19 protein-coding genes are annotated in these 17,773 nt (G+C 63.5%); 6 read left to right on the top strand and 13 right to left on the bottom strand.

The genetic code is table 11. The features are described from left to right. Positions 1–23: 23 nt before the first annotated feature. The 3 genes from BLT98_RS01905 to BLT98_RS01895 form a co-directional block, all read right to left on the bottom strand. Positions 24–872, bottom strand: a complete 849-nt coding sequence (locus BLT98_RS01905) for an alpha/beta fold hydrolase (protein WP_170846258.1) — start codon at positions 870–872, stop codon at positions 24–26. Positions 873–979: 107 nt separating this feature from the next. Further along, positions 980–1,378, bottom strand: a complete 399-nt coding sequence (locus BLT98_RS01900; protein ID WP_092604987.1) for a VOC family protein — start codon at positions 1,376–1,378, stop codon at positions 980–982. 101 nt (positions 1,379–1,479) lie between these two features. Beyond that, positions 1,480–1,773, bottom strand: coding sequence for a DUF2798 domain-containing protein (locus tag BLT98_RS01895; protein ID WP_092604986.1), 294 nt, complete (start codon positions 1,771–1,773; stop codon positions 1,480–1,482). A 96-nt stretch (positions 1,774–1,869) separates the two neighbouring features. Between BLT98_RS01895 and BLT98_RS01890 the strand changes: the two genes are divergently transcribed. Beyond that, entirely contained in the window at positions 1,870–2,775 is a 906-nt protein-coding gene (locus tag BLT98_RS01890; RefSeq protein ID WP_092604985.1) for a LysR family transcriptional regulator, read from the top strand. On the opposite strand, the gene BLT98_RS01885 is transcribed toward BLT98_RS01890, so the two are convergent. After that, a complete protein-coding gene (locus tag BLT98_RS01885) occupies positions 2,772–3,521 on the bottom strand; it encodes a nucleotidyltransferase domain-containing protein (protein ID WP_092604984.1) in 750 nt (249 codons plus the stop codon). The two genes, BLT98_RS01890 and BLT98_RS01885, sit on opposite strands and share 4 nt — an antisense overlap. Positions 3,522–3,714: 193 nt before the next feature. Between BLT98_RS01885 and BLT98_RS01880 the strand changes: the two genes are divergently transcribed. Continuing rightward, positions 3,715–3,918, top strand: coding sequence for a hypothetical protein (locus tag BLT98_RS01880; protein WP_034784610.1), 204 nt, complete (start codon positions 3,715–3,717; stop codon positions 3,916–3,918). Between the two features lie 106 nt (positions 3,919–4,024). On the opposite strand, the gene BLT98_RS01875 is transcribed toward BLT98_RS01880, so the two are convergent. Next, the gene (locus tag BLT98_RS01875) at positions 4,025–5,725 is read right to left on the bottom strand and encodes an MFS transporter (RefSeq protein ID WP_034784609.1); all 1,701 of its coding nucleotides are present in this window, start codon (positions 5,723–5,725) and stop codon (positions 4,025–4,027) included. Between the two features lie 229 nt (positions 5,726–5,954). On the opposite strand from BLT98_RS01875, the gene BLT98_RS01870 reads away from it, so the two are divergent. From BLT98_RS01870 to BLT98_RS01855, 4 genes are all read left to right on the top strand, one after another. After that, a complete protein-coding gene (locus BLT98_RS01870; protein WP_092604983.1) occupies positions 5,955–7,133 on the top strand; it encodes an acetyl-CoA C-acyltransferase in 1,179 nt (392 codons plus the stop codon). A gap of 126 nt (positions 7,134–7,259) precedes the next feature. Continuing rightward, a complete protein-coding gene (locus tag BLT98_RS01865; RefSeq protein ID WP_058048132.1) occupies positions 7,260–7,562 on the top strand; it encodes a Dabb family protein in 303 nt (100 codons plus the stop codon). Between the two features lie 99 nt (positions 7,563–7,661). Further along, complete coding sequence (locus BLT98_RS01860; protein ID WP_070279672.1) at positions 7,662–8,663, top strand: NADP-dependent oxidoreductase; 1,002 nt, start codon at positions 7,662–7,664, stop codon at positions 8,661–8,663. Positions 8,664–8,724: 61 nt separating this feature from the next. After that, positions 8,725–9,150, top strand: a complete 426-nt coding sequence (locus BLT98_RS01855) for a GNAT family N-acetyltransferase (RefSeq protein WP_092604982.1) — start codon at positions 8,725–8,727, stop codon at positions 9,148–9,150. 98 nt (positions 9,151–9,248) lie between these two features. Here BLT98_RS01855 and BLT98_RS01850 read toward each other — a convergent pair whose 3' ends face one another. The 8 genes from BLT98_RS01850 to BLT98_RS01815 all read right to left on the bottom strand — a co-directional run bounded on the left by BLT98_RS01850 (position 9,249) and on the right by BLT98_RS01815 (position 17,766). After that, positions 9,249–10,259 carry an ABC transporter permease subunit gene (locus BLT98_RS01850; RefSeq protein ID WP_070279901.1) on the bottom strand — a complete coding sequence of 337 codons (1,011 nt, stop codon included), beginning with the start codon at positions 10,257–10,259 and terminating at the stop codon, positions 9,249–9,251. Between the two features lie 160 nt (positions 10,260–10,419). After that, a complete protein-coding gene (locus BLT98_RS01845) occupies positions 10,420–11,919 on the bottom strand; it encodes a sugar ABC transporter ATP-binding protein (protein WP_034784605.1) in 1,500 nt (499 codons plus the stop codon). Between the two features lie 77 nt (positions 11,920–11,996). Further along, entirely contained in the window at positions 11,997–12,932 is a 936-nt protein-coding gene (locus BLT98_RS01840) for an ABC transporter substrate-binding protein (RefSeq protein ID WP_077404737.1), read from the bottom strand. A 64-nt stretch (positions 12,933–12,996) separates the two neighbouring features. Further along, a complete protein-coding gene (gene tal / locus BLT98_RS01835; RefSeq protein WP_092604981.1) occupies positions 12,997–13,947 on the bottom strand; it encodes a transaldolase in 951 nt (316 codons plus the stop codon). 2 nt (positions 13,948–13,949) lie between these two features. Further along, positions 13,950–15,434 (bottom strand): xylulokinase, encoded by a 1,485-nt coding sequence (gene xylB, locus BLT98_RS01830; RefSeq protein WP_211614860.1) that lies wholly within the window; start codon positions 15,432–15,434, stop codon positions 13,950–13,952. A 32-nt stretch (positions 15,435–15,466) separates the two neighbouring features. Further along, positions 15,467–16,474 carry a LacI family DNA-binding transcriptional regulator gene (locus BLT98_RS01825; RefSeq protein WP_070279662.1) on the bottom strand — a complete coding sequence of 336 codons (1,008 nt, stop codon included), beginning with the start codon at positions 16,472–16,474 and terminating at the stop codon, positions 15,467–15,469. A 273-nt stretch (positions 16,475–16,747) separates the two neighbouring features. Then, positions 16,748–17,485, bottom strand: coding sequence for an NRDE family protein (locus BLT98_RS01820; RefSeq protein ID WP_034784601.1), 738 nt, complete (start codon positions 17,483–17,485; stop codon positions 16,748–16,750). Then, positions 17,476–17,766 (bottom strand): DUF4936 family protein, encoded by a 291-nt coding sequence (locus BLT98_RS01815; RefSeq protein WP_034784600.1) that lies wholly within the window; start codon positions 17,764–17,766, stop codon positions 17,476–17,478. The genes BLT98_RS01820 and BLT98_RS01815 overlap by 10 nt, the downstream gene beginning before the upstream one ends. Positions 17,767–17,773: the final 7 nt, after the last annotated feature.

The raw sequence follows: 17,773 nt of genomic DNA, 5'->3' as shown, positions 1-17,773 counted from the left end.
TGCCGCTAATCCGACCTACGTTGTTATTTCTTCTTCGCCACCATCTTGACCGCCTCGTTGACGATGACGGGGTTGTCCTTCTGGATGTAGTAGCCGGCGCCCGTGATGCGCTCGATGGCTGGCGCGCCGGACAGGCGCTGCCAATCCTTTTCCTGGGCCCGCACGACGTTTTCAAACGAGCCCATTTCCTCGATGCCGAACTTGTCGCGCACCAGCAGCATGGCGGGCACGCGCAGCGGGCTGCTCATGTCGACATGTTGCAGGCACTGCGTCTGCGCATCGAATTCGGCCGATTCCGTACTGTTGAACATCAGCTTGCGCCGCGTCTTGACGAGCATGGCGTAGGTGGACGCGTCCGTCTGCAGGCGGTTCCATTGCTGCGGGTGCGTGGGATCGAGCAAGACCAGGCCGGCCACGTCCTGCGGGTACAGCCTGGCATACACGTACTGGTACAGCCCGCCCAAGCCATGGCCGACCAGCACATACGGCGGTTTCAAGCCCGCTTGCGTCAGCAGGGCACGCTGCTGGGCAGCAATGGTGCAGGGATCGCGCGGCGTGGTGGTCTTTTTACTCTCGCCGTAGCCGGGACGGTCGTACACGAGCACGCGGTGCTGCCTGGCCACTTCGGGCACCACCTTGGCCCACACGTCCTTGCCGTCGCCCATGGCCGACTGGAACACGACGGGTACGCCGCCCTGGCCGCTCACGGTGTAGGCGATGCTGGCGTCGGGCAGGGCGGCGGTGGCCGGCACGCCGGGCATGACCGGGGTCGATGGCAACAGAGAGCAGCCGGAAAAACAGCCTGCCAGCAGCAAGCCGGCGCTGGAGAGGAGCATGGTGCGCGCGGGGCGGCCGACGAATAGATGATGCATGAATCTCCTTCTTGGTGCACGGACCGGGGACCGGTATGGCTTGCCAGCCATTATAGGCAAATCGTGCCGAAGTGGAAATGCCGAACAGAGGCGGATTTACCGTCCTGTCAGCCGGCGTCGGCGCGATGGCAGACGGCTTCGATGCGGTTGCCGTCCGGATCGAACAAAAAGGCCGCGTAATAGCTGGCGTGATAGTGGCGCAAGCCGGGCGCGCCCAGGTCGATGCCGCCATGCGCCAGCCCCGCGTGCCAGAATGCTTCCACGGCCGCGCGCGAGGGGGCCTTGAAGCAGCAATGGCGGCGCGGCGCGTCGTCGGGCTTGGGACCCAGGCGCACGGAAAAATAGCTGCGCTCGGGATGCTCCGCATCGCTGCGCTCGCCGTAGCCTATCCAGGCGTTGGCATGGTCGCTGCCCACCTTGGGCACGTTCAGCGCGGCGAAGATGGCGTCGTAGAAGCGCTCGGCGCGCTCCAGGTCGCTGACGGTGAGGGAAACGTGATCGAGCATGGGCACTCCGCTGTAAAAACAAGGACGGCCATAGCATAGCCCGGATCAGGGCGGCCGTGGGCGGGAGTGACCGAGTGATACTGTTGCTGGTCGACTGCCGGTTAAGGGCGGCTGGCGCACGCACATGGCGCATCGGCCGGGCAGGCGGGGCAGCGTGGCGCCGGGCGCGCCAGGCGGGTCACGATCGTGCGGCTGAACAACTGAACGCGGGGCGCGAACAGCATCACGGCGCAGAAGGCCACGGGCCAGGCGGCAAAGAACGCGTGGCGCCAGCGGGGCAGGAAGTCGGCCTGCAGGCCGATATTCAGCCAGGTGACCCAGGCGCTCATCAGCAGGGTCATGACCAGCGACATCAGGAAGGCAAATACACAGCGCAAACGCAGGGCTTCGGACATGGCGCACTTTCAAGATATGAGGATATGGCAGCGTAACGACTTGCAGCAATCTATACTAGAGGCATATTTTTAATTTCAAATTCCGAAAATGCAATCATGCTTGATGACTTAGCCCTGTTTGTCGCCATTGTCGAGGCGGGCAGCCTGCATGCGGCGGCCGTGAAGGAAGAGTTGCCTGCCGCGACCGTCACGCGCCGGCTGCAAAAGCTGGAAAGCCAGCTCGGCTACCGCTTGCTCAACCGCAGCGCGCGCCGCCTGCAGCCGACGGCGGAAGGCTGGCAATACTACGAGCAGTGCCGCCCCCTGGTGCATGCCTTGCGGCAAGCGACGCAGCAGCTCGACGCCAGCCTGTCGGCCGTTTCGGGCAGCATCCGCGTGCTGGCGCCCGTCAACTTCGCCAGCGGCTTGCTGACGCCGGCCTGGGTCAGTTTCATGCAGAAGTATCCGGATATCCGCCTCGAGCTGGAACTGTCGAACCTGCTGCAAGACCTCGTGGGCAGCGGCGCCGACCTGGCCATCCGCGTGGGCGCGCTCGACGATTCCTCGCTGATGCAGCGCCGGCTGGGTAGTGCCGCGCTGGTGATGGTGGCCGCGCCCGGCTATCTGGCGCGCGCCGGCGTGCCGCGCGACTTGCAGGAATTGGAAAAGCACGAGCTGATCGTGGCCGAGCCGCTGCGCAGCTGGCGGCTGCGGCGGCCCGGCGACGGCGCCGAAATGGTGATCGAACCGCAGGCGCGCCTGCGCGTCAACGAGATGCGTCTGGCCGTGGAGATGGCCGACGCGGGCATCGGCATCCTGCTGTGCCCGCTTTTGCAATGCCGAGAGGAAGTGGCCCGGGGCAGCCTCGTGCGCGTCTTGCCCGACTGGATGCCGCAGCCGCGCCACGTGTATGCCGTGTGGACGCAGCGGCGCTACCTGCCGGCCCGTGTGCGCGTGCTGCTCGAGCATCTGGCGGCGTTTGCGGCGGATAATCCCTTGTTGAACGAGGAGCCGGGCGTTTAGCTTGTCTGTTGCTGGGCCAGCCACAGCGTGAACTGGCGCAGCGCTGGCGTAAAACCGCTGGCTGGCGCGGCACCGGGCCTGGCCTGGGCCAGGAAATACGCGATGGGCGCCTGCATGGCGGGAGAGTGCCGCAGCAACAGCGCGACATGCTCGTCCAGGCTGGCGGGCCAGCCTGGATCGCCATCCTGGCGCAGGGTGTTGCAGGAACGGATCAGCTTGCGCGACGCTTCGCGCTGCAGGCGGGCGATGACGGCAGGGGCGCGCTCGTCATCAAGGCGCTGCGCATACTCGTCCAGCACGCGGGCAAAGTCGCCATTCACGGCCAGGGCAATGGCGCGCGAGGGCGCGAACGGCGCAAAGTGCCGCGCCAGGTCTTCGCCCCACAGGCAGCGGCACTGGTGCTTGAGCCAGTAGCCCCAGCTGTACAGGTGTTCGGGCGCCAGTACCTGGGCCCGGTGGCCGATATCGAAATCGATCTTCATGACTTCCCGGTGGCGCGCCTGCAAGGCCAGGCGCAGCGCTTCCAGCGCGCCGGCCTGCTGCTGCGTGGGCGGATGGCGCAGTACCAGGGTCAGATCGAGGTCGGATACGCCCGGTGTGGCGTCGCCGCGGGCGACGCTGCCATACAGGTATATGCCGTCCAGCAAGTTACCGGCGTGCGCAGCCAGGCTGGCGCAAACGTCTTGCAGCAAGGCGTCGAAATGCTGCTGCAGTGGGCCGCAGGGGGCGGGAGGAATGGTCGGCATGCCTGGTACGAATCCGTTGGGAGAAACTGCCACCATAGCATGCGGTGGCGGGCGCGCAGGCAATCCTTTCCATTAAGTAATACCGAGCGCTTGTACTTTTCGTCAAGATCGCGTTAAGATAAAGCTGCCCGCTTATCCAGTGGGCAATCTGGTGTTTTTTCGCGCAATCCCGTCCCTATCCATGAGAGTAGCAATGAAATATCTGATCATTCCCTTCTTGCTGGCCATCACTGGCTGCGAAGTACTGTATGACGCAAACCGGGACAAGATCGGCGAGTATTGCAACAGCCTCAATAATTTTGACGACCGGAATGCCTGCCGCAAGCGCAACCAGACCAGCTACCAGGAATACGTGCAGCAGCGCGACCAGCTGAAAAAGGGCAAGAGCGACAAGTAAGTTCGGCAAGTTCGCCGCCGCATACGCCGCATAAAAAAACGCCGCTGACGAGTCAGCGGCGTTTTGCTTTGCGAACCCCGGCCTTGCGACCGGGGCCTGCATCAGATCAGTCGTCGGCGTAGATATTGTTGTCCTTGGTTTCCTTGACGAACAGGGTGCCGATCACGACAGTCGCCAGGGCGACGACGATCGGATACCACAGGCCGTAATAGATATCGCCCTTGAAGGCCACCAGCGCGAAGGCCGTGGTCGGCAGCAAGCCGCCGAACCAGCCGTTACCGATATGGTAGGGCAGGGACATCGAGGTGTAGCGGATACGGGTCGGGAACATTTCCACCAGCATGGCGGCGATCGGGCCATACACCATGGTCACGTACAGCACCAGGATGAACAGCAGCAAGACGACCATCGGCTTGTTGATCTGGTCCGGATCGGCTTTCGCAGGGTAGCCCGCTTCCTTGATGCCGGCGCCCAGTTCTTTCTTCAGCGCCGCTTCGTGGGCCTTGCTTTCCGCATCGAAGTTCAAGCCATCGGCCGTCATGACGGCGTTAAACGACGTGAATTCCTTCGTGCCGATGCGTACCTTGGCGATGCTGCCCGCCGGTGCGTCTTCCTTCGTGTAGTTCACCGAGCTGTTAGACAGGAAGCCCGTGGCGATGTCGCACGACGATGGGAATTTCTTCGTGCCCGTCATGTTGAACTGGAAGTGGCAGGAAGCAGGATCGGCGACCACCACCACTGGCGAGTTCTTCAGTGCCGCTTCCAGCTGCGGATTGGCGAAGTGGGTCAGGCCGTTGAAGATCGGGAAATAGGTCGCAGCGGCGATCAGGCAGCCGCCGAGGATGATGTACTTGCGGCCGATGCGGTCGGACAGGCTGCCGAAGAACAGGAAGAATGGCGTGGCCAGCAGCAGGGCGATGGCGACGAGCACGTTGGCCGTTGCCAGGTCCACTTTCAGGGTCTGGATCATGAAGAACAGGGCGTAGAACTGGCCCGTGTACCACACGACAGCCTGGCCGGCCGTCAGGCCGATCAGGGCCAGGATGACGATCTTCAGGTTTTTCCACTTGCCGAACGCTTCCGTCAGCGGGGCTTTCGAGGTCTTGCCCTCGGCCTTCATCTTGGCAAACGCCGGCGATTCATTCATGGCCAGGCGGATCCACACAGAAATACCCAGCAGGATGACGGAGACCAGGAAGGGAATGCGCCAGCCCCATGCCTCGAAATCCTTCTCGCCGGTCGCCAGGCGGGTACCCAGGATGACCATCAGCGACAGGAAGAAGCCCAGGGTTGCCGTCGTTTGTATCCACGCCGTGAACGCGCCGCGCTTGCCTTCAGGCGCGTGCTCGGCCACATAGGTGGCTGCGCCGCCGTACTCGCCGCCCAGCGCCAGGCCTTGCAGGATGCGCAGGAAGACGAGGATGATCGGTGCCGCGATGCCGATGGAAGCGTGGCCCGGCAGCAAGCCGACGATGAAGGTGGAGCCGCCCATGATCAGGATGGTGATCAGGAAGGTGTACTTGCGACCGATCATGTCGCCCAGGCGGCCGAAGACCAGCGCGCCGAACGGACGCACGATGAAGCCGGCGGCAAAGGCCAGCAGCGCGAAGATGAAGGTGGTGGTAGGGTCGCCGATGAAGAATTGCTTGGCGATGATGGAAGCGAGCGAACCGTACAGGTAAAAATCGTACCATTCAAAGACGGTGCCCAAGGATGATGCAAAGATGACCTTGCGTTCCTCGGGCGTGATCGGAGTGCCTTTGGTGGAAAATTTCCGTACGTCGGCCGAGCCGGATGGTGATGCCATGGTTTGTCTCCCTATGTTTTCTAGTGAACTGGTGCCGCGGTCTTTTTGACCATTCTTGCAACAGCTGGAGGCGAGTGTGTTCTCCGAACCTTACGTCATGCTTGCTTGAAACTTACGCCAAGCTTACAAATTGATGCGCACCAGAACTTTGCGAACGATCGTACTTAAATGTGCTATTCTGATTCCGCAGATATTCCACCCCATAATATTCCCCACAAGGAGACACAGCATGAATGAAGCCGTCATCGTATCGACCGCCCGCACGGGCCTGGCCAAGTCCTGGAAGGGCGCGTTCAACATGACGCATGGCGCCACCCTGGGCGGCCACGTGCTGGCGGCCGCCGTCGAGCGCGCGCGCATCGAGGCGGAGGAAGTGGAAGACGTGCTGGTCGGCTGCGCCTTCCCGGAAGGCGCCACGGGCGGCAACATCGCGCGCCAGGTGGCCTTGCGCGGCGGCTGCCCCGTCACCACGGCCGGCATGACCGTCAACCGTTTCTGCTCGTCGGGCTTGCAGGCGATCGCCCTGGCCGCGCAGCGCATCATCGCCGGCGAAGGCGATATCTATGCGGCCGGCGGCGTGGAATCGATTTCCTGCGTGCAAAATGAAATGAATACGCATATGTACCGCGACGTCTGGCTGCAGCAGCACAAGCCGGAAGTGTACTGGCCCATGCTGCAGACGGCCGAAACCGTGGCCAAGCGCTACCAGATCTCGCGCGAACGCCAGGATGGGTATGGCGCGCAAAGCCAGCAGCGCGCCGCCGCGGCCCAGGCGGCCGGCCTGTTCGACGCGGAAATCGTGCCGATGACCACCATCATGGGCGTGGCCGACAAGGCCAGCGGCATGCTGCTGTCGCGCGAAGTGACGATCTCCGCCGATGAAGGCATTCGTGCCGACACGACCTACGACGGCGTGGCGAAGATCCGTCCGGCCATCCCGGGCGGCGTCATCAGCGCCGGCAACGCCAGCCAGTTTTCCGATGGCGCGGCGATGGCCATCGTCATGAATGCGAAAGTGGCCGAAGCGAAAGGCTTGCAGCCGCTGGGCATCTTCCGCGGCTTTGCCGTGGCCGGCTGCGAACCCGATGAAATGGGCATCGGCCCCGTGTTTGCCATCCCGAAACTGCTGAAAAAGGCGGGCTTGACTGTCGCCGACATCGGCCTGTGGGAACTCAACGAAGCGTTCGCCGTGCAAGTGCTGTATTGCGCCGATACCCTGGGCATCCCCATGGACCGCCTGAACGTCAACGGCGGCGCCATTGCCGTCGGCCACCCGTATGGCGTGTCGGGCGCCCGCCTGACGGGCCATGCCCTGATCGAAGGCAAGCGCCGTGGCGTCAAATACGTGGTGGTGACCATGTGCATCGGCGGCGGGCAGGGCGCGGCCGGCCTGTTCGAAGTGCTGTAAGGTAGGTTTTATCCAGTCTGCGGGCGGCTTACAAGGCCGCCCGTTTGCATTGCGCGCCCGTTTCCTGCAAGGCGCGCCGATAGCGGGTACAGTAATGCTTCATTAATAAACAACCGGCCTGCCACCATGATCAAGCATATCGTTTTCTGGAAACTGTTAGACCACGCCGAAGGCGCCGACCGCGCCACGAACGCCTTGAAACTGAAAGCCCTGCTCGATTCCTGTTCGGACCTGGTGCCCGGCATCCTGAAATTCGAAGCAGCCGTGGCCCAGCCGGGCCTGGAAGCCACCTACGACATCGTCCTGTACAGCGAGTTCGCCAGCCGCGAAGCGCTCGACGCTTACCAGAACCATCCCGAGCACGTGAAGATCAAGCCATTCTTTGGGGCCGTGCGGGAAGCACGGCAATGTATGGATTACGAAGTGTGAAAACCCGTTAACCCCAAAGCGAAGGGCTGGGGTCAGACCCTGAGGGTCTGACCCCGGACTTTGCCTCTGGGGTTCATTTGACAAATGACAGGAGCATTCATGACCACCTACCAACGCATCGTCCTCGCCTCGCGCCCCGCTTCCAATGAGGAAGTGCAGCCGGCACATTTCCGTTTGGAAACCAAAGAGATTCCCGCCATCGCGGATGGCCAGTTGCTGGTGCGTAACCAGTATCTGTCGCTCGATCCTTACATGCGCGGGCGCATGAGCGCCAATAAAAGCTATGCGGCGCCGCAGGCGCTCGATGAAACCATGATCGGCGGCACGGTGGGCGTGGTGCTGGAATCGAAGCATCCGAAGTTTGCCGCGGGCGACACCGTCGTGGGGACTTTGGGCTGGACGGAAGTGGCCGTGTCGGACGGCACCATGCTGCGCAAGGTCGACACCACGCATATTCCCGCCTCGGCCTACCTGGGGTCCGTCGGCATGCCGGGCATGACCGCCTGGTATGGCTTGAACCAGATCATGGCGCCGAAAGCGGGCGAAACGGTGGTCGTGTCGGCCGCCAGCGGCGCCGTGGGCAGCGTCGTGGGGCAACTGGCGAAATTGAAAGGCTGCCGCGTGGTCGGCATCGCCGGCGGCGCCGACAAGTGCGCGTATGTGGTGAATGAACTGGGATTCGATGCCTGCGTCGACTACAAGGCGGGCAATCTGGAGGCTGACCTGGCGGCGGCCACGCCGGACGGCATCGACGCCATCTTTGAAAACGTGGGCGGCGCCATCTTCGATGCAGCCCTGGCGCGCACCAACGCGTTTGGCCGCGTGGCCGTGTGCGGCTGGATCGCCGGCTACAACGGCGAGCCGACGCCGCTCGACAATGCGCGCCTGATCCTCACCAACCGCCTCACCGTACGCGGCTTCATCGTGTCGGAACAGCCGGAATTCTGGCCGCAAGGATTGGCGGAACTGGGAACATTGGTGGCGACGGGCAAGCTGAAATTCCGCGAATCCGTGGCCGATGGCCTGGCCAGCGCGCCGCAAGCGTTCATCGGCCTCTTAAAAGGGCGCAACTTCGGCAAGCAATTGGTGAAACTGGCCTGACCTTCCTTCCGCAAGGCGGGCCGTGCGACAATTGCGGCCCGTCTCTTACTAGCGCATACCCATGACCAAGCACACCATCCGCCTCGGCGACTGGGCCACCCTGGGCCCTGACGCCACCGCCATCCGTTTTGAAGTCTTTGTCGATGAACAGAAAGTGCCGGCCGAGATCGAACTCGACGACATGGATGCCGTCTGCCTGCACGCCGTTGCCTACGATGGCGCCGGCAACGCCATCGGCACGGGACGTTTATTGCCAGACGGCCACATCGGCCGCATGGCCGTGCGCCAGCCGGGCCGCGGCACGGGCGTGGGCGGGGCCATTCTGACCTTGCTGATGGACAAAGCCCGCGAACGGGGCGATGCGGCGGTGGTGCTCAATGCGCAGACCGTGGCCGCACCATTCTATGCGCGCCACGGTTTCGTGCAGCAGGGGGAAGTGTTTGAAGAGGCGGGGATTGCGCATGTGGAGATGCGGCTGGTGTTCTAGGGTGCTGTCGGATTACGCGCGTAGCGCTAATCCGACCTACGACGTCAACGGTGGTGTCGGGTTAGCGCGCAGCGCGTAACCCGACACCACCAGCACAATCAGTTCTGCGCGTGGCTCTGGCGCCATTTATCCAGAATCACGGCCAGCACGATCACGACACCTTTCGCCACATACTGCCAGAACGACGACAGGCCCAGAATCGTCAAACCATTGTTCATCACGCCGATGATCAGGGCGCCGATGACGGTGCCCCAGACGGAGCCCACGCCGCCCATCAGGCTGGTGCCGCCCAGAACGACGGCCGCGATGGCGTCCAGCTCATATCCCGTGCCCCAGTTGCCGTTGGCCGCATACAGACGGCTGGCCGACATGGCGCCGCCCAGGCCCGCGAACAGGCCGCTGATCGTGTAGACAAACATCAGCACGAGGCCGACCTTGATGCCCGTCAAGCGTGCCGCCTGGATATTGCCGCCGACAGCGTAGATATGCAGGCCCAGGGTGGTCTTGCGCAGGATGAACCAGGTCAGCACGACGACGGCCGCCGCCAGCCAGATCAGCCAGGGCACGGCCAGGAAGCTGCCGTTACCCATCCATTCGAAGCTGGGGATTTCCGTGTTCAGCACGCTGGTGCCGTCGGCGAACAGGTAGGCCGCGCCGCGCAGGGCCGTCATGGTGCCCAAAGTCACCACGAACGGGTTCAGGCCGACGAGGGCCACCAGCACGCCGTTCAGTGCGCCCAGCAGCAGACCGACGATGAGGAAGGCGGGAATCGAGAAACCGGCGAACTGGGCCGACAGCGACATCAGCATGCCTGCCACGGCCGAGACGGCCAGCACGGAGCCGACGGACAAATCGATGCCGCTCGTCAGAATGACGAAGGTCATGCCCGACGCCAGCACGATATTGATCGACACCTGGCGGAAGATGTTCATGGTGTTATTGCTGGTCATGAACGTCGACGTGCCATCGGCCGAGAAGTACACGGTCAGGCCATACATGGCCAGGTAGAGCACCACCAGCACGGGCAGCATGCCCAGGCGGCGCATCAGGTTCGAGGCATTGAAGGGTTCGCCGGCGCGCGCGGCGCCGCGGGTGGTGCTAGTTGTCATCATGAGTCTCCTGAATGATTATTTAAGACGTATTCTTAAAACGCCTGACAAAACCGTAGCGAGCGGATGTGGGTTGTGGTTGAGACGCGGAACTGTGCGGATGCACAGTGAGCATCGGAAACCGCAACCCGCGACGCGCAGTAGGTTTTGACAGGTGTTTTTATGCCGCTTCCAGCTGCGTGGCATAGGCAAGGATGTTTTCCTGCGTAATGTCGTCGCCCGTCACTTCGCCCGTCAGGCGTCCTTCGCACATCACCATCACGCGGTCGCAGATGCCGACCAGTTCGGCCAGTTCGCTGGAAATGCACAGCACGGCCGTGCCCGCATCGGCCAGCTGGTGGATGATCTTGTAGATTTCGCTCTTCGCGCCCACGTCCACGCCGCGCGTCGGTTCGTCGAGGATGAGGACCTTGGGCGCGATGGCCAGCCAGCGCGCCAGCAAGACTTTTTGCTGGTTGCCGCCGGAGAGTCCGCCGACGATGCCTTCCGGTCCCGACACTTTCACGTTGAGGTTGGCAATTGCCTCGCGCGTCAGCTGGGTCAGGGCGCCACGGTTGACGACGCCCGCCGTGGAGTGCTTGGAGAGGATGTTCATCGACATGTTTTCCATGGCCGACAATTGCATGAACAGGCCCAGGCTCTTGCGGTCTTCCGGCAGGTAGCCGATGCCGTGGCGGATGGCCGCCAGCGGCCGGTGGATGTGCACTTCCTGGCCGTCGAGCCATACTTGCCCCGATTGCTTCTTGTCGGCGCCAAAGATCAGGCGCGCCAGTTCCGTGCGGCCTGCGCCGACCAGGCCGGCAAGTCCCGTCACCTCGCCCGCATGCAGCGCGAACGAGGCGGGCTTGACCTTGCCGCCGCCCACGTTTTCCACGCGCAGGCGCTCGGCGCCCCGCGTGGTGCGCCGCTGGTGCGCATAAAAGTCGTCGGCGGGGCGGCCCACCATCATTTGCACGACTTTCTTTTGATCCAGCTCATCCTTGCCCAGTTCGCCCACATAGGCGCCGTCGCGCAGCACGGTGATGCGGCGCGCCAGGCGTTCCACCTCGGCCATGCGGTGGCTGATGTAGAGCACGGCCAGGCCCTTGTCGCGCTGTTCTTCGATGATGCGGAACAATTGTTCGGTTTCCCGGTCGGACAGGGCGGCAGTGGGCTCGTCCATGATCAGGATGCGGCTTTCGTGCACGAGGGCGCGGGCGATTTCCACCTGCTGCTGCTCGGCGATCGACAGGGTCGAGACCATGGTGTCGGCGTCGAAACGGGAACCGAGGTCGGCCAGGATGGCATTCGTGCGCGCGCGCATTTCGCCGCCCTTGACGGTCCAGAACGGTCCTTGTGGCTCGCTGCCCATGAAGACGTTCTGCGCCACCGTCATGTTCCTGGCTACGCTCAATTCCTGGTAGATCAGGTTGATGCCCAGCGCGCGTGCCTCGCCCGGGTTGCGGATACGAATCGGCTTGCCGTCGAGGATGATCTCGCCCGCGTCCGGCGTGTACACGCCGGATAAAATCTTCATCAGGGTGCTCTTGCCGGCGCCGTTCTCGCCCATCACGGCATGGATTTCGCCGCTGCGCACCGTCAGGTGCACGCCGCGCAGCGCGCGCGTGGCGCCAAAGCGCTTCTCGATGCCGCGCATTTCAAAAATAATATCGTCGCTCATGACTGTCCTTCCTTGCTGGTGAAACTGGCGCCGCCTGCCAACTGGCTGGCGGCGCCACGTGGTTCAGGTCAGGCAGATCAGTTCTTTACCCAGCCCGTGTAGGTGGCGACGTTTTCCTTGGTGATGGCCGGGGTCGGCAACAGCACCATGGTCTGTTTCGGCGTGCGGCCGTTCATGATGTCGTAGCCCATCTGCACGGCGTCGGTGGCCATGCGGTACGGGTTTTGCGCCGAGGTGGCGGCAAACAGGCCGGCCTTGTTTTTCAGGGCGTTCTGGCCATCGGGCGCGCCATCGACTGCCGTGATCAGTTTCACGTCCGTGCGCTTCGATTGCTTGATCGCCAGTTCGGCGCCGATGCCGGTCGGATCGTTGATGGCGAACACGCCGTCGATCTTCGGATGGGCCGTCAGCAGGTTCGACATCACGGTCATGCCGCCGTCGCGGCTGCCGCCGGCGTTCTGGTTGTCGGACAGGATCTTGATATCCTTGAACGCGGCCAGGGTTTTCTTGCAACCGTTGACGCGGTCGATCACGGACGTGACCGGCGGGCCGTTCAGGATCACCACATTGCCCTTGCCGCCGATCTGCTTGGCTAGGTAGGCGCACGACACGTCGCCGGCCATGGTGTTATCGGACATCACGGTGGCCGAGGCGCCCACGGCGCCCACGTCGACAGCGATCACGACCACGCCCGCATTGCGCGCTTTCTTGATGGCTGGCGCGATGCCCTTGGAATCGACGGCGTTCAGGATGATGATGTCGGTTTTATTGGCGATGAAGTTCTCGATCTGGTCCACCTGGGTGTTCAGGTCATACTTGCTTGATACCGTGGTGACTTTCACGCCAGGGCCGCCCAGCTTTTTCGCGCTTTCTTCCGCGCCGCGGCCAATGGCGACAAAAAATGGGTTGGCCAGGTCGCCCACGCTCACGCCGATCGATTTCAGCGGTTTGTCAGCAGCGAAAGCGCCGCAGGCGGCGGACAGCAGCAGGGAGGCGGTAATGACTTTTTTCATGAGGATCTCCAAGGGTTTTTATTGTAAAAACAAACGGTGCTACGGGTAAAAACGGGGTGCAAACTTATTGATTGCGTAATTTCTCGATCATGGCGTCCAGCTTGCCCGCATCGACGGCAAAGCCGCGGATGCCTTCGGCCAGCTTTTCGGTCGCCATCGCGTCGTCGTTCAAGGCGTAGCGGAAAGCCGCTTCGTCATACGTGACGGCCGGTTGTGCCGCGCCCAGGTCGCCGCCCAGAGCGCGTTCGAATGGCGCATCTGCCGCTTCCAGCTTGGCCAGCAGATCCGGGCTGATGGTCAGCAAGTCGCAGCCGGACAGGGCCGTGATCTGCCCCACATTACGGAAGCTGGCGCCCATCACTTGCGTGGCGATGCCATGTTGTTTGTAGTAATTGAAGATGCGCGTGACCGACTGTACTCCTGGATCATTGGACAGGCTGCGCGCCGCTTCGTCCCATGCCGCGCCCAGCGATTTTTTATGCCAGTCGTAGATGCGGCCCACAAACGGCGAAATCAGGCGCACTTTCGCGTCGGCGCAGGCGACGGCCTGGCAAAACGCGAACAGCAGGGTCAGGTTGCAAAAGATGCCGTCCTTTTCCAGCTCGCGCGCTGCCTGGATGCCTTCCCAGGTGGCGGCAACCTTGATCAGCACGCGCTCGCGGCTGATGCCGGCTTGCTCGTACAGGGCGATCAGGCGGCGCCCGCGGGCGACGGTGGCGTCGCGGTCAAAGCTCAGGCGGGCATCGACTTCCGTCGATACGCGGCCCGGCACGACCTTTAAAATTTCCAGGCCGAAGCGCACCAGCACCTGGTCGACGATATCGTCCAGCGCAGCGGATTGATGCGCGGCGACCGTGCTTTCCAGCAAGGGCGCGTAATCGGGCTGCAGCACGGCCTTTAAAATCAGCGACGGATTGGTGGTGGCGTCTTGCGGCGCGAAGCGCGCCAGTTGCAAAAAGTCGCCCGTGTCGGCGACGACGGTGCTGTGTTGTTTCAATTGTTGCAGCTGATTCATTACTATTCCTTATCACTGAGTTGGTGCAAGGCTTGCACGGCGGGAAACAGGCTACGGTAGCGACCGTAACGGATGCTCAAGGCTGCGCTGTGCGCGGCATCGGGCAGGAAAATGTTTTTGATGGGCAAGCCCTGCGTCAGCAGGCTGGTGTCGCCGATGGCGGCAAAGCCCAGCTTGGCAGCGCCCAGGCTGGCCGACAGTTCGCTGTTGTGCAGGGTGCGCATTTCGCGTCCCAGCACATTGGCCAGCAGTTGCGCCCAGTACTGGCTGCGCGCGCCGCCGCCCACCAGCATGCAGTGGGGAACGACGGCGCCCGTCGACGTGACGGCGGCCATGGCGTCGCGCAAGGCAAAGGCCACGCCTTCGAGCACGGCGTAGCCGAGCTGCGCTGGCGTACTGTCGTGGCCCAGTTGCAAAAAGGCGCCGCGCACTTGCGGGTCGTTATGCGGCGTGCGCTCGCCCGACAGATACGGCAGGAACAGGGGCGCCGAGGGCGCGATGGGCGCGTCGAGCGGCAAGCCCGCTTCCACCAGCGCCAGCAGGGCTGCCTCGTCGGGCTGGCCCAGCACGCCAGTTGCCCAGCGCAGACAGCTGGCGCCCGACAGGATCGCGCCCATCGCATACCAGCGGCCGGGCAGGGCGTGGCAAAAGCTGTGCACGCCGCCGGCCGGATTGCCCAGGGGCGCTTCGGTCACGCTGACGATGGCGGCGCTGGTGCCCAGCGAGATAAAGCTGTCGCCGCCATTGACGGCGCCGATGCCCACGGCCGAGACGGGATTGTCGCCGCCGCCGCCCGCCACCACCACATCCGCTGGCAAGCCCAACTGGTCGGCGATGGACGCCAGCACGGTGCCCGTGGCAGCGTCGCCTTCGGCCAGCGCCGGCATCTGTTCTGGGTGCAAGCCGCAGGCGGCCAGCATGGGCGCGAACCAGGCACGGTTGGCCTCGTCCAACCACAGGGTGCCGGCCGCGTCCGACATATCCGTCAGCTTGATGCCCGTCAACCGCAGGCGCAAATAGTCTTTCGGCGACAGCAAACAGGCGATGGCGGCAAAGGCGGACGGCTCATGCTTTTGCAGCCACAGCAGTTTTGGCGCCGTCAGGCCCGCCATGGGCAGGCTGCCCGTCACGTCCGCATATGCGGGATAGTCGCGCGCCAGGCTAGCCGCTTCGGCCTCGGCGCGCGCATCGTTCCACAGGATGGCGGGACGGATCACGGTATCGTTGGCGTCGAGCAGCACGGCGCCATGCATCTGGCCCGACAGGCCGATGCAGGCGATGCGGGCATAGTCCTGCGGCCAGCCCGCGCGCAACTGGCCCAGCGCGTTGACGCAGGCGGCCCACCAGTCCTGCGGCGCCTGTTCGGACCAGCCTGCTTGCGGGCGGCTGGTGTCGATGCGCACGGACGCCTGGCCGCGCACGGCGCCAGTGCTGTCCATCAGCACGGTTTTCAGTTCGGAGGTACCGAGGTCGATACCGAGGGAAATCGCTGGATGCATGGTGTGTCTATATGTAAAGGTCAGGGGCAGCCGCAGGAATTGCGTACGCGCAAGGTTGGCGATAAACGCTGCACGTGCTGGGCGATGCCCGGATTGGCGATACGGTCGATCAGGAGGTCGACGGCCATGGCGCCCAGCTCTTCGAGCGGCTGCGCCATCACGGTGAGGCGGGGGCTGAAGTAATCGGCCCAGTCGAAATCATCGAAGCCGGCCAGCGCAACGTCTTGCGGTACCGCAATGTGCGCATCGCGCAAGGCATGCATGGTGCCGATGGTCATCAGGTTATTGCCGGCAACGATGGCCGTGGGACGCTGTGCGGCGGGCAGGGCCAGCAATTCGCGCGTGGCTGCGCCGCTGCGTTCCAGGTTGGAGTCGCCCGAACGCAGCAGTGCCCCATCGAAGGCAATATTGGCGCGCTGCAAGGCCAGCCGGTAGCCTTCGATACGCTCGTCCGTCGTGGACAGGCCGGGCGCGCCGGCGATGAAACCGATGCGGCGGTGGCCATGGGCCGCGATCAGGTGGCTAACGAGCTGAGCCGTCGCTTCGATGTTTTCCACACCCACCTGGTCGAACGGTTGTGGCGACATGCGGTCGACCAGCACGGAAGCGATCTTGTTGCTGGTCAAATAGTCGAGGGCGCGGTTGTGCGGATCGCCGGATGGCGCCAGCACGATGCCGTCGACCCGGCGCTGGTGCAAGTTCTGCACCACTTTCAACTCTTGCTCGGGGTCGTCATGCGTATCGGAAAACAGCATCATCAAGCCGTGCCGCGTGCAGGCAGCCTCGATGGCGCGCACGGTTTCGCTGAAATAATGATTGGTGAAGGCGGAAATGGCCACGCCGATGGTGCCCGACGAGGAGCCGGCCAGCGCGCGCGCCAGCATGTTCGGCACATAGCCGATCTGCTGCATGGCCGCGTTGACGGCGGCGACGGTTTTCGGGCTGACCTTGCGGGTGCCGTTGACTACGTGAGAGACGGTCGACAGCGATACGTCCGCCGCCCGCGCTACATCTTCCATGGTGGCCATGGTGTCTCCTGAGGTTTTTTTATTATTGCGTACTGCGATTGGGTGCGGCTGTGTCGCCGCGATTGAAGCTATCGTAAACAAAAGAAAGCGCTTGCGCAAGCGCTTTCTTTTTTCTGCGGATGGATGGCGGGTGGGGTGCCGATGAGGACAGGGGAAGCTTGCGCAGGTCGGATTAGCGCGCCGGAGGCGCGCGTAATCGGACATCGGGGACGGCGGTGAGGCCGCTTGAGGGCGCTGGTGTTGTCGGGTTACGCGCTTGCGCGCTAACCCGACCTACTGGATCACCAGCTCATGCAGTTCGCCGGGAGAATCCGGGAACAGTTTCACGACGGTGGACGTGCGCGTGCCGTAACCCGGCGTTTCGATGCAGACGGCGGACAGCACGCGCTCGAGGTCGAGCGGCACGCCTGTGTCCGGCAAGCGGAAATCGGGCGCGCGCGTGGTGTCGGCCAGCATGTCGAAATACGCCTCGTCGGGCGCACCCTGGCACAGCAGGCTGGCGAACTGGGCCTTGGTCTTCAAGACCTTCGGCCACGGCGCGTCCAGCAGGGCGTTCGACAGGCCGTAGATGCCCGGCTCCAATGGCTGGCCATTGCGCGCATCGCCATCGCCCCGGTTGGAAAACCAGATCAGGGTGTCCGCATCGCCCAGCACCAGGTTAAAGCCGTTGTAGGCTGTGCAGCCGGGGCGGATTTGCGCGATGTAATCCTGTGGCGACATATTGCCGGCCAGATAGTCGGCTACCAGGGCGCCGCGCGAGGGGGCGTCCGGGTTGCGGTCTTGCGGGCTGCGGATATTCGTGATGGCGGCAAAGCGCGAGCTGCCGCTGCCGGCCTGGGTGATGCCCATCCAGCTGCCGCCCGCCTGCAGGTCGCGGCCCGCATACACTTGCGGGTGCTCGGGCCAGGCGCCGGCGGGGGCGCTGGCGCGTTCATAGAATTCGTCGCGGTTGGCGGCGGCAATCAGCGGGATGTGCGGATTGACTTTCCAGGCAAAAACGATCAGGCACATGGAGGCAAATCCATGAACACTTCCGTATGGCGCGCGCCAGCCGTCAAGGACAGCAATCCCGCTTCGTCGGACGCGCTGGCCAGCAGCTCCGTAAAACCTTCGCCGACGACGGGGTAGATTTCCATCCACGTCTGCAAGCCATCCTTGGCGTCAGGGCGGCGCTTCAATTGCGGCGCCACGCCGGACGCGGCAGCCAGTTTTGCCTGCAAGGCACGGACCCTGGCTTCCAGCGCCTGGGCGTGCTCTTCCTTGACCTGGTAATAAATGTACAAATCTTTCATGGCATTC

The sequence above is a fragment of the Janthinobacterium sp. YR213 genome (assembly GCF_900099875.1).
Taxonomy (GTDB): Bacteria; Pseudomonadota; Gammaproteobacteria; order Burkholderiales; family Burkholderiaceae_D; genus Janthinobacterium; species Janthinobacterium lividum.
Note: the sequence above shows the minus strand (reverse complement) of the source record. Positions and strands in the feature narration are given on the sequence as shown.

Excerpts from the sequence above, each read along its gene's own strand:
- BLT98_RS01905 (WP_170846258.1), bottom strand. The coding sequence starts at position 872 with ATGCATCATCTATTCGTCGGCCGCCCCGCGCGCACCATGCTCCTCTCC.
- BLT98_RS01900 (WP_092604987.1), bottom strand. The coding sequence starts at position 1,378 with ATGCTCGATCACGTTTCCCTCACCGTCAGCGACCTGGAGCGCGCCGAG.
- BLT98_RS01895 (WP_092604986.1), bottom strand. The coding sequence starts at position 1,773 with ATGTCCGAAGCCCTGCGTTTGCGCTGTGTATTTGCCTTCCTGATGTCG.
- BLT98_RS01890 (WP_092604985.1), top strand. The coding sequence starts at position 1,870 with ATGCTTGATGACTTAGCCCTGTTTGTCGCCATTGTCGAGGCGGGCAGC.
- BLT98_RS01885 (WP_092604984.1), bottom strand. The coding sequence starts at position 3,521 with ATGCCGACCATTCCTCCCGCCCCCTGCGGCCCACTGCAGCAGCATTTC.
- BLT98_RS01880 (WP_034784610.1), top strand. The coding sequence starts at position 3,715 with ATGAAATATCTGATCATTCCCTTCTTGCTGGCCATCACTGGCTGCGAA.
- BLT98_RS01875 (WP_034784609.1), bottom strand. The coding sequence starts at position 5,725 with ATGGCATCACCATCCGGCTCGGCCGACGTACGGAAATTTTCCACCAAA.
- BLT98_RS01870 (WP_092604983.1), top strand. The coding sequence starts at position 5,955 with ATGAATGAAGCCGTCATCGTATCGACCGCCCGCACGGGCCTGGCCAAG.
- BLT98_RS01865 (WP_058048132.1), top strand. The coding sequence starts at position 7,260 with ATGATCAAGCATATCGTTTTCTGGAAACTGTTAGACCACGCCGAAGGC.
- BLT98_RS01860 (WP_070279672.1), top strand. The coding sequence starts at position 7,662 with ATGACCACCTACCAACGCATCGTCCTCGCCTCGCGCCCCGCTTCCAAT.
- BLT98_RS01855 (WP_092604982.1), top strand. The coding sequence starts at position 8,725 with ATGACCAAGCACACCATCCGCCTCGGCGACTGGGCCACCCTGGGCCCT.
- BLT98_RS01850 (WP_070279901.1), bottom strand. The coding sequence starts at position 10,259 with ATGACAACTAGCACCACCCGCGGCGCCGCGCGCGCCGGCGAACCCTTC.
- BLT98_RS01845 (WP_034784605.1), bottom strand. The coding sequence starts at position 11,919 with ATGAGCGACGATATTATTTTTGAAATGCGCGGCATCGAGAAGCGCTTT.
- BLT98_RS01840 (WP_077404737.1), bottom strand. The coding sequence starts at position 12,932 with ATGAAAAAAGTCATTACCGCCTCCCTGCTGCTGTCCGCCGCCTGCGGC.
- tal (WP_092604981.1), bottom strand. The coding sequence starts at position 13,947 with ATGAATCAGCTGCAACAATTGAAACAACACAGCACCGTCGTCGCCGAC.
- BLT98_RS01825 (WP_070279662.1), bottom strand. The coding sequence starts at position 16,474 with ATGGCCACCATGGAAGATGTAGCGCGGGCGGCGGACGTATCGCTGTCG.
- BLT98_RS01820 (WP_034784601.1), bottom strand. The coding sequence starts at position 17,485 with ATGTGCCTGATCGTTTTTGCCTGGAAAGTCAATCCGCACATCCCGCTG.
- BLT98_RS01815 (WP_034784600.1), bottom strand. The coding sequence starts at position 17,766 with ATGAAAGATTTGTACATTTATTACCAGGTCAAGGAAGAGCACGCCCAG.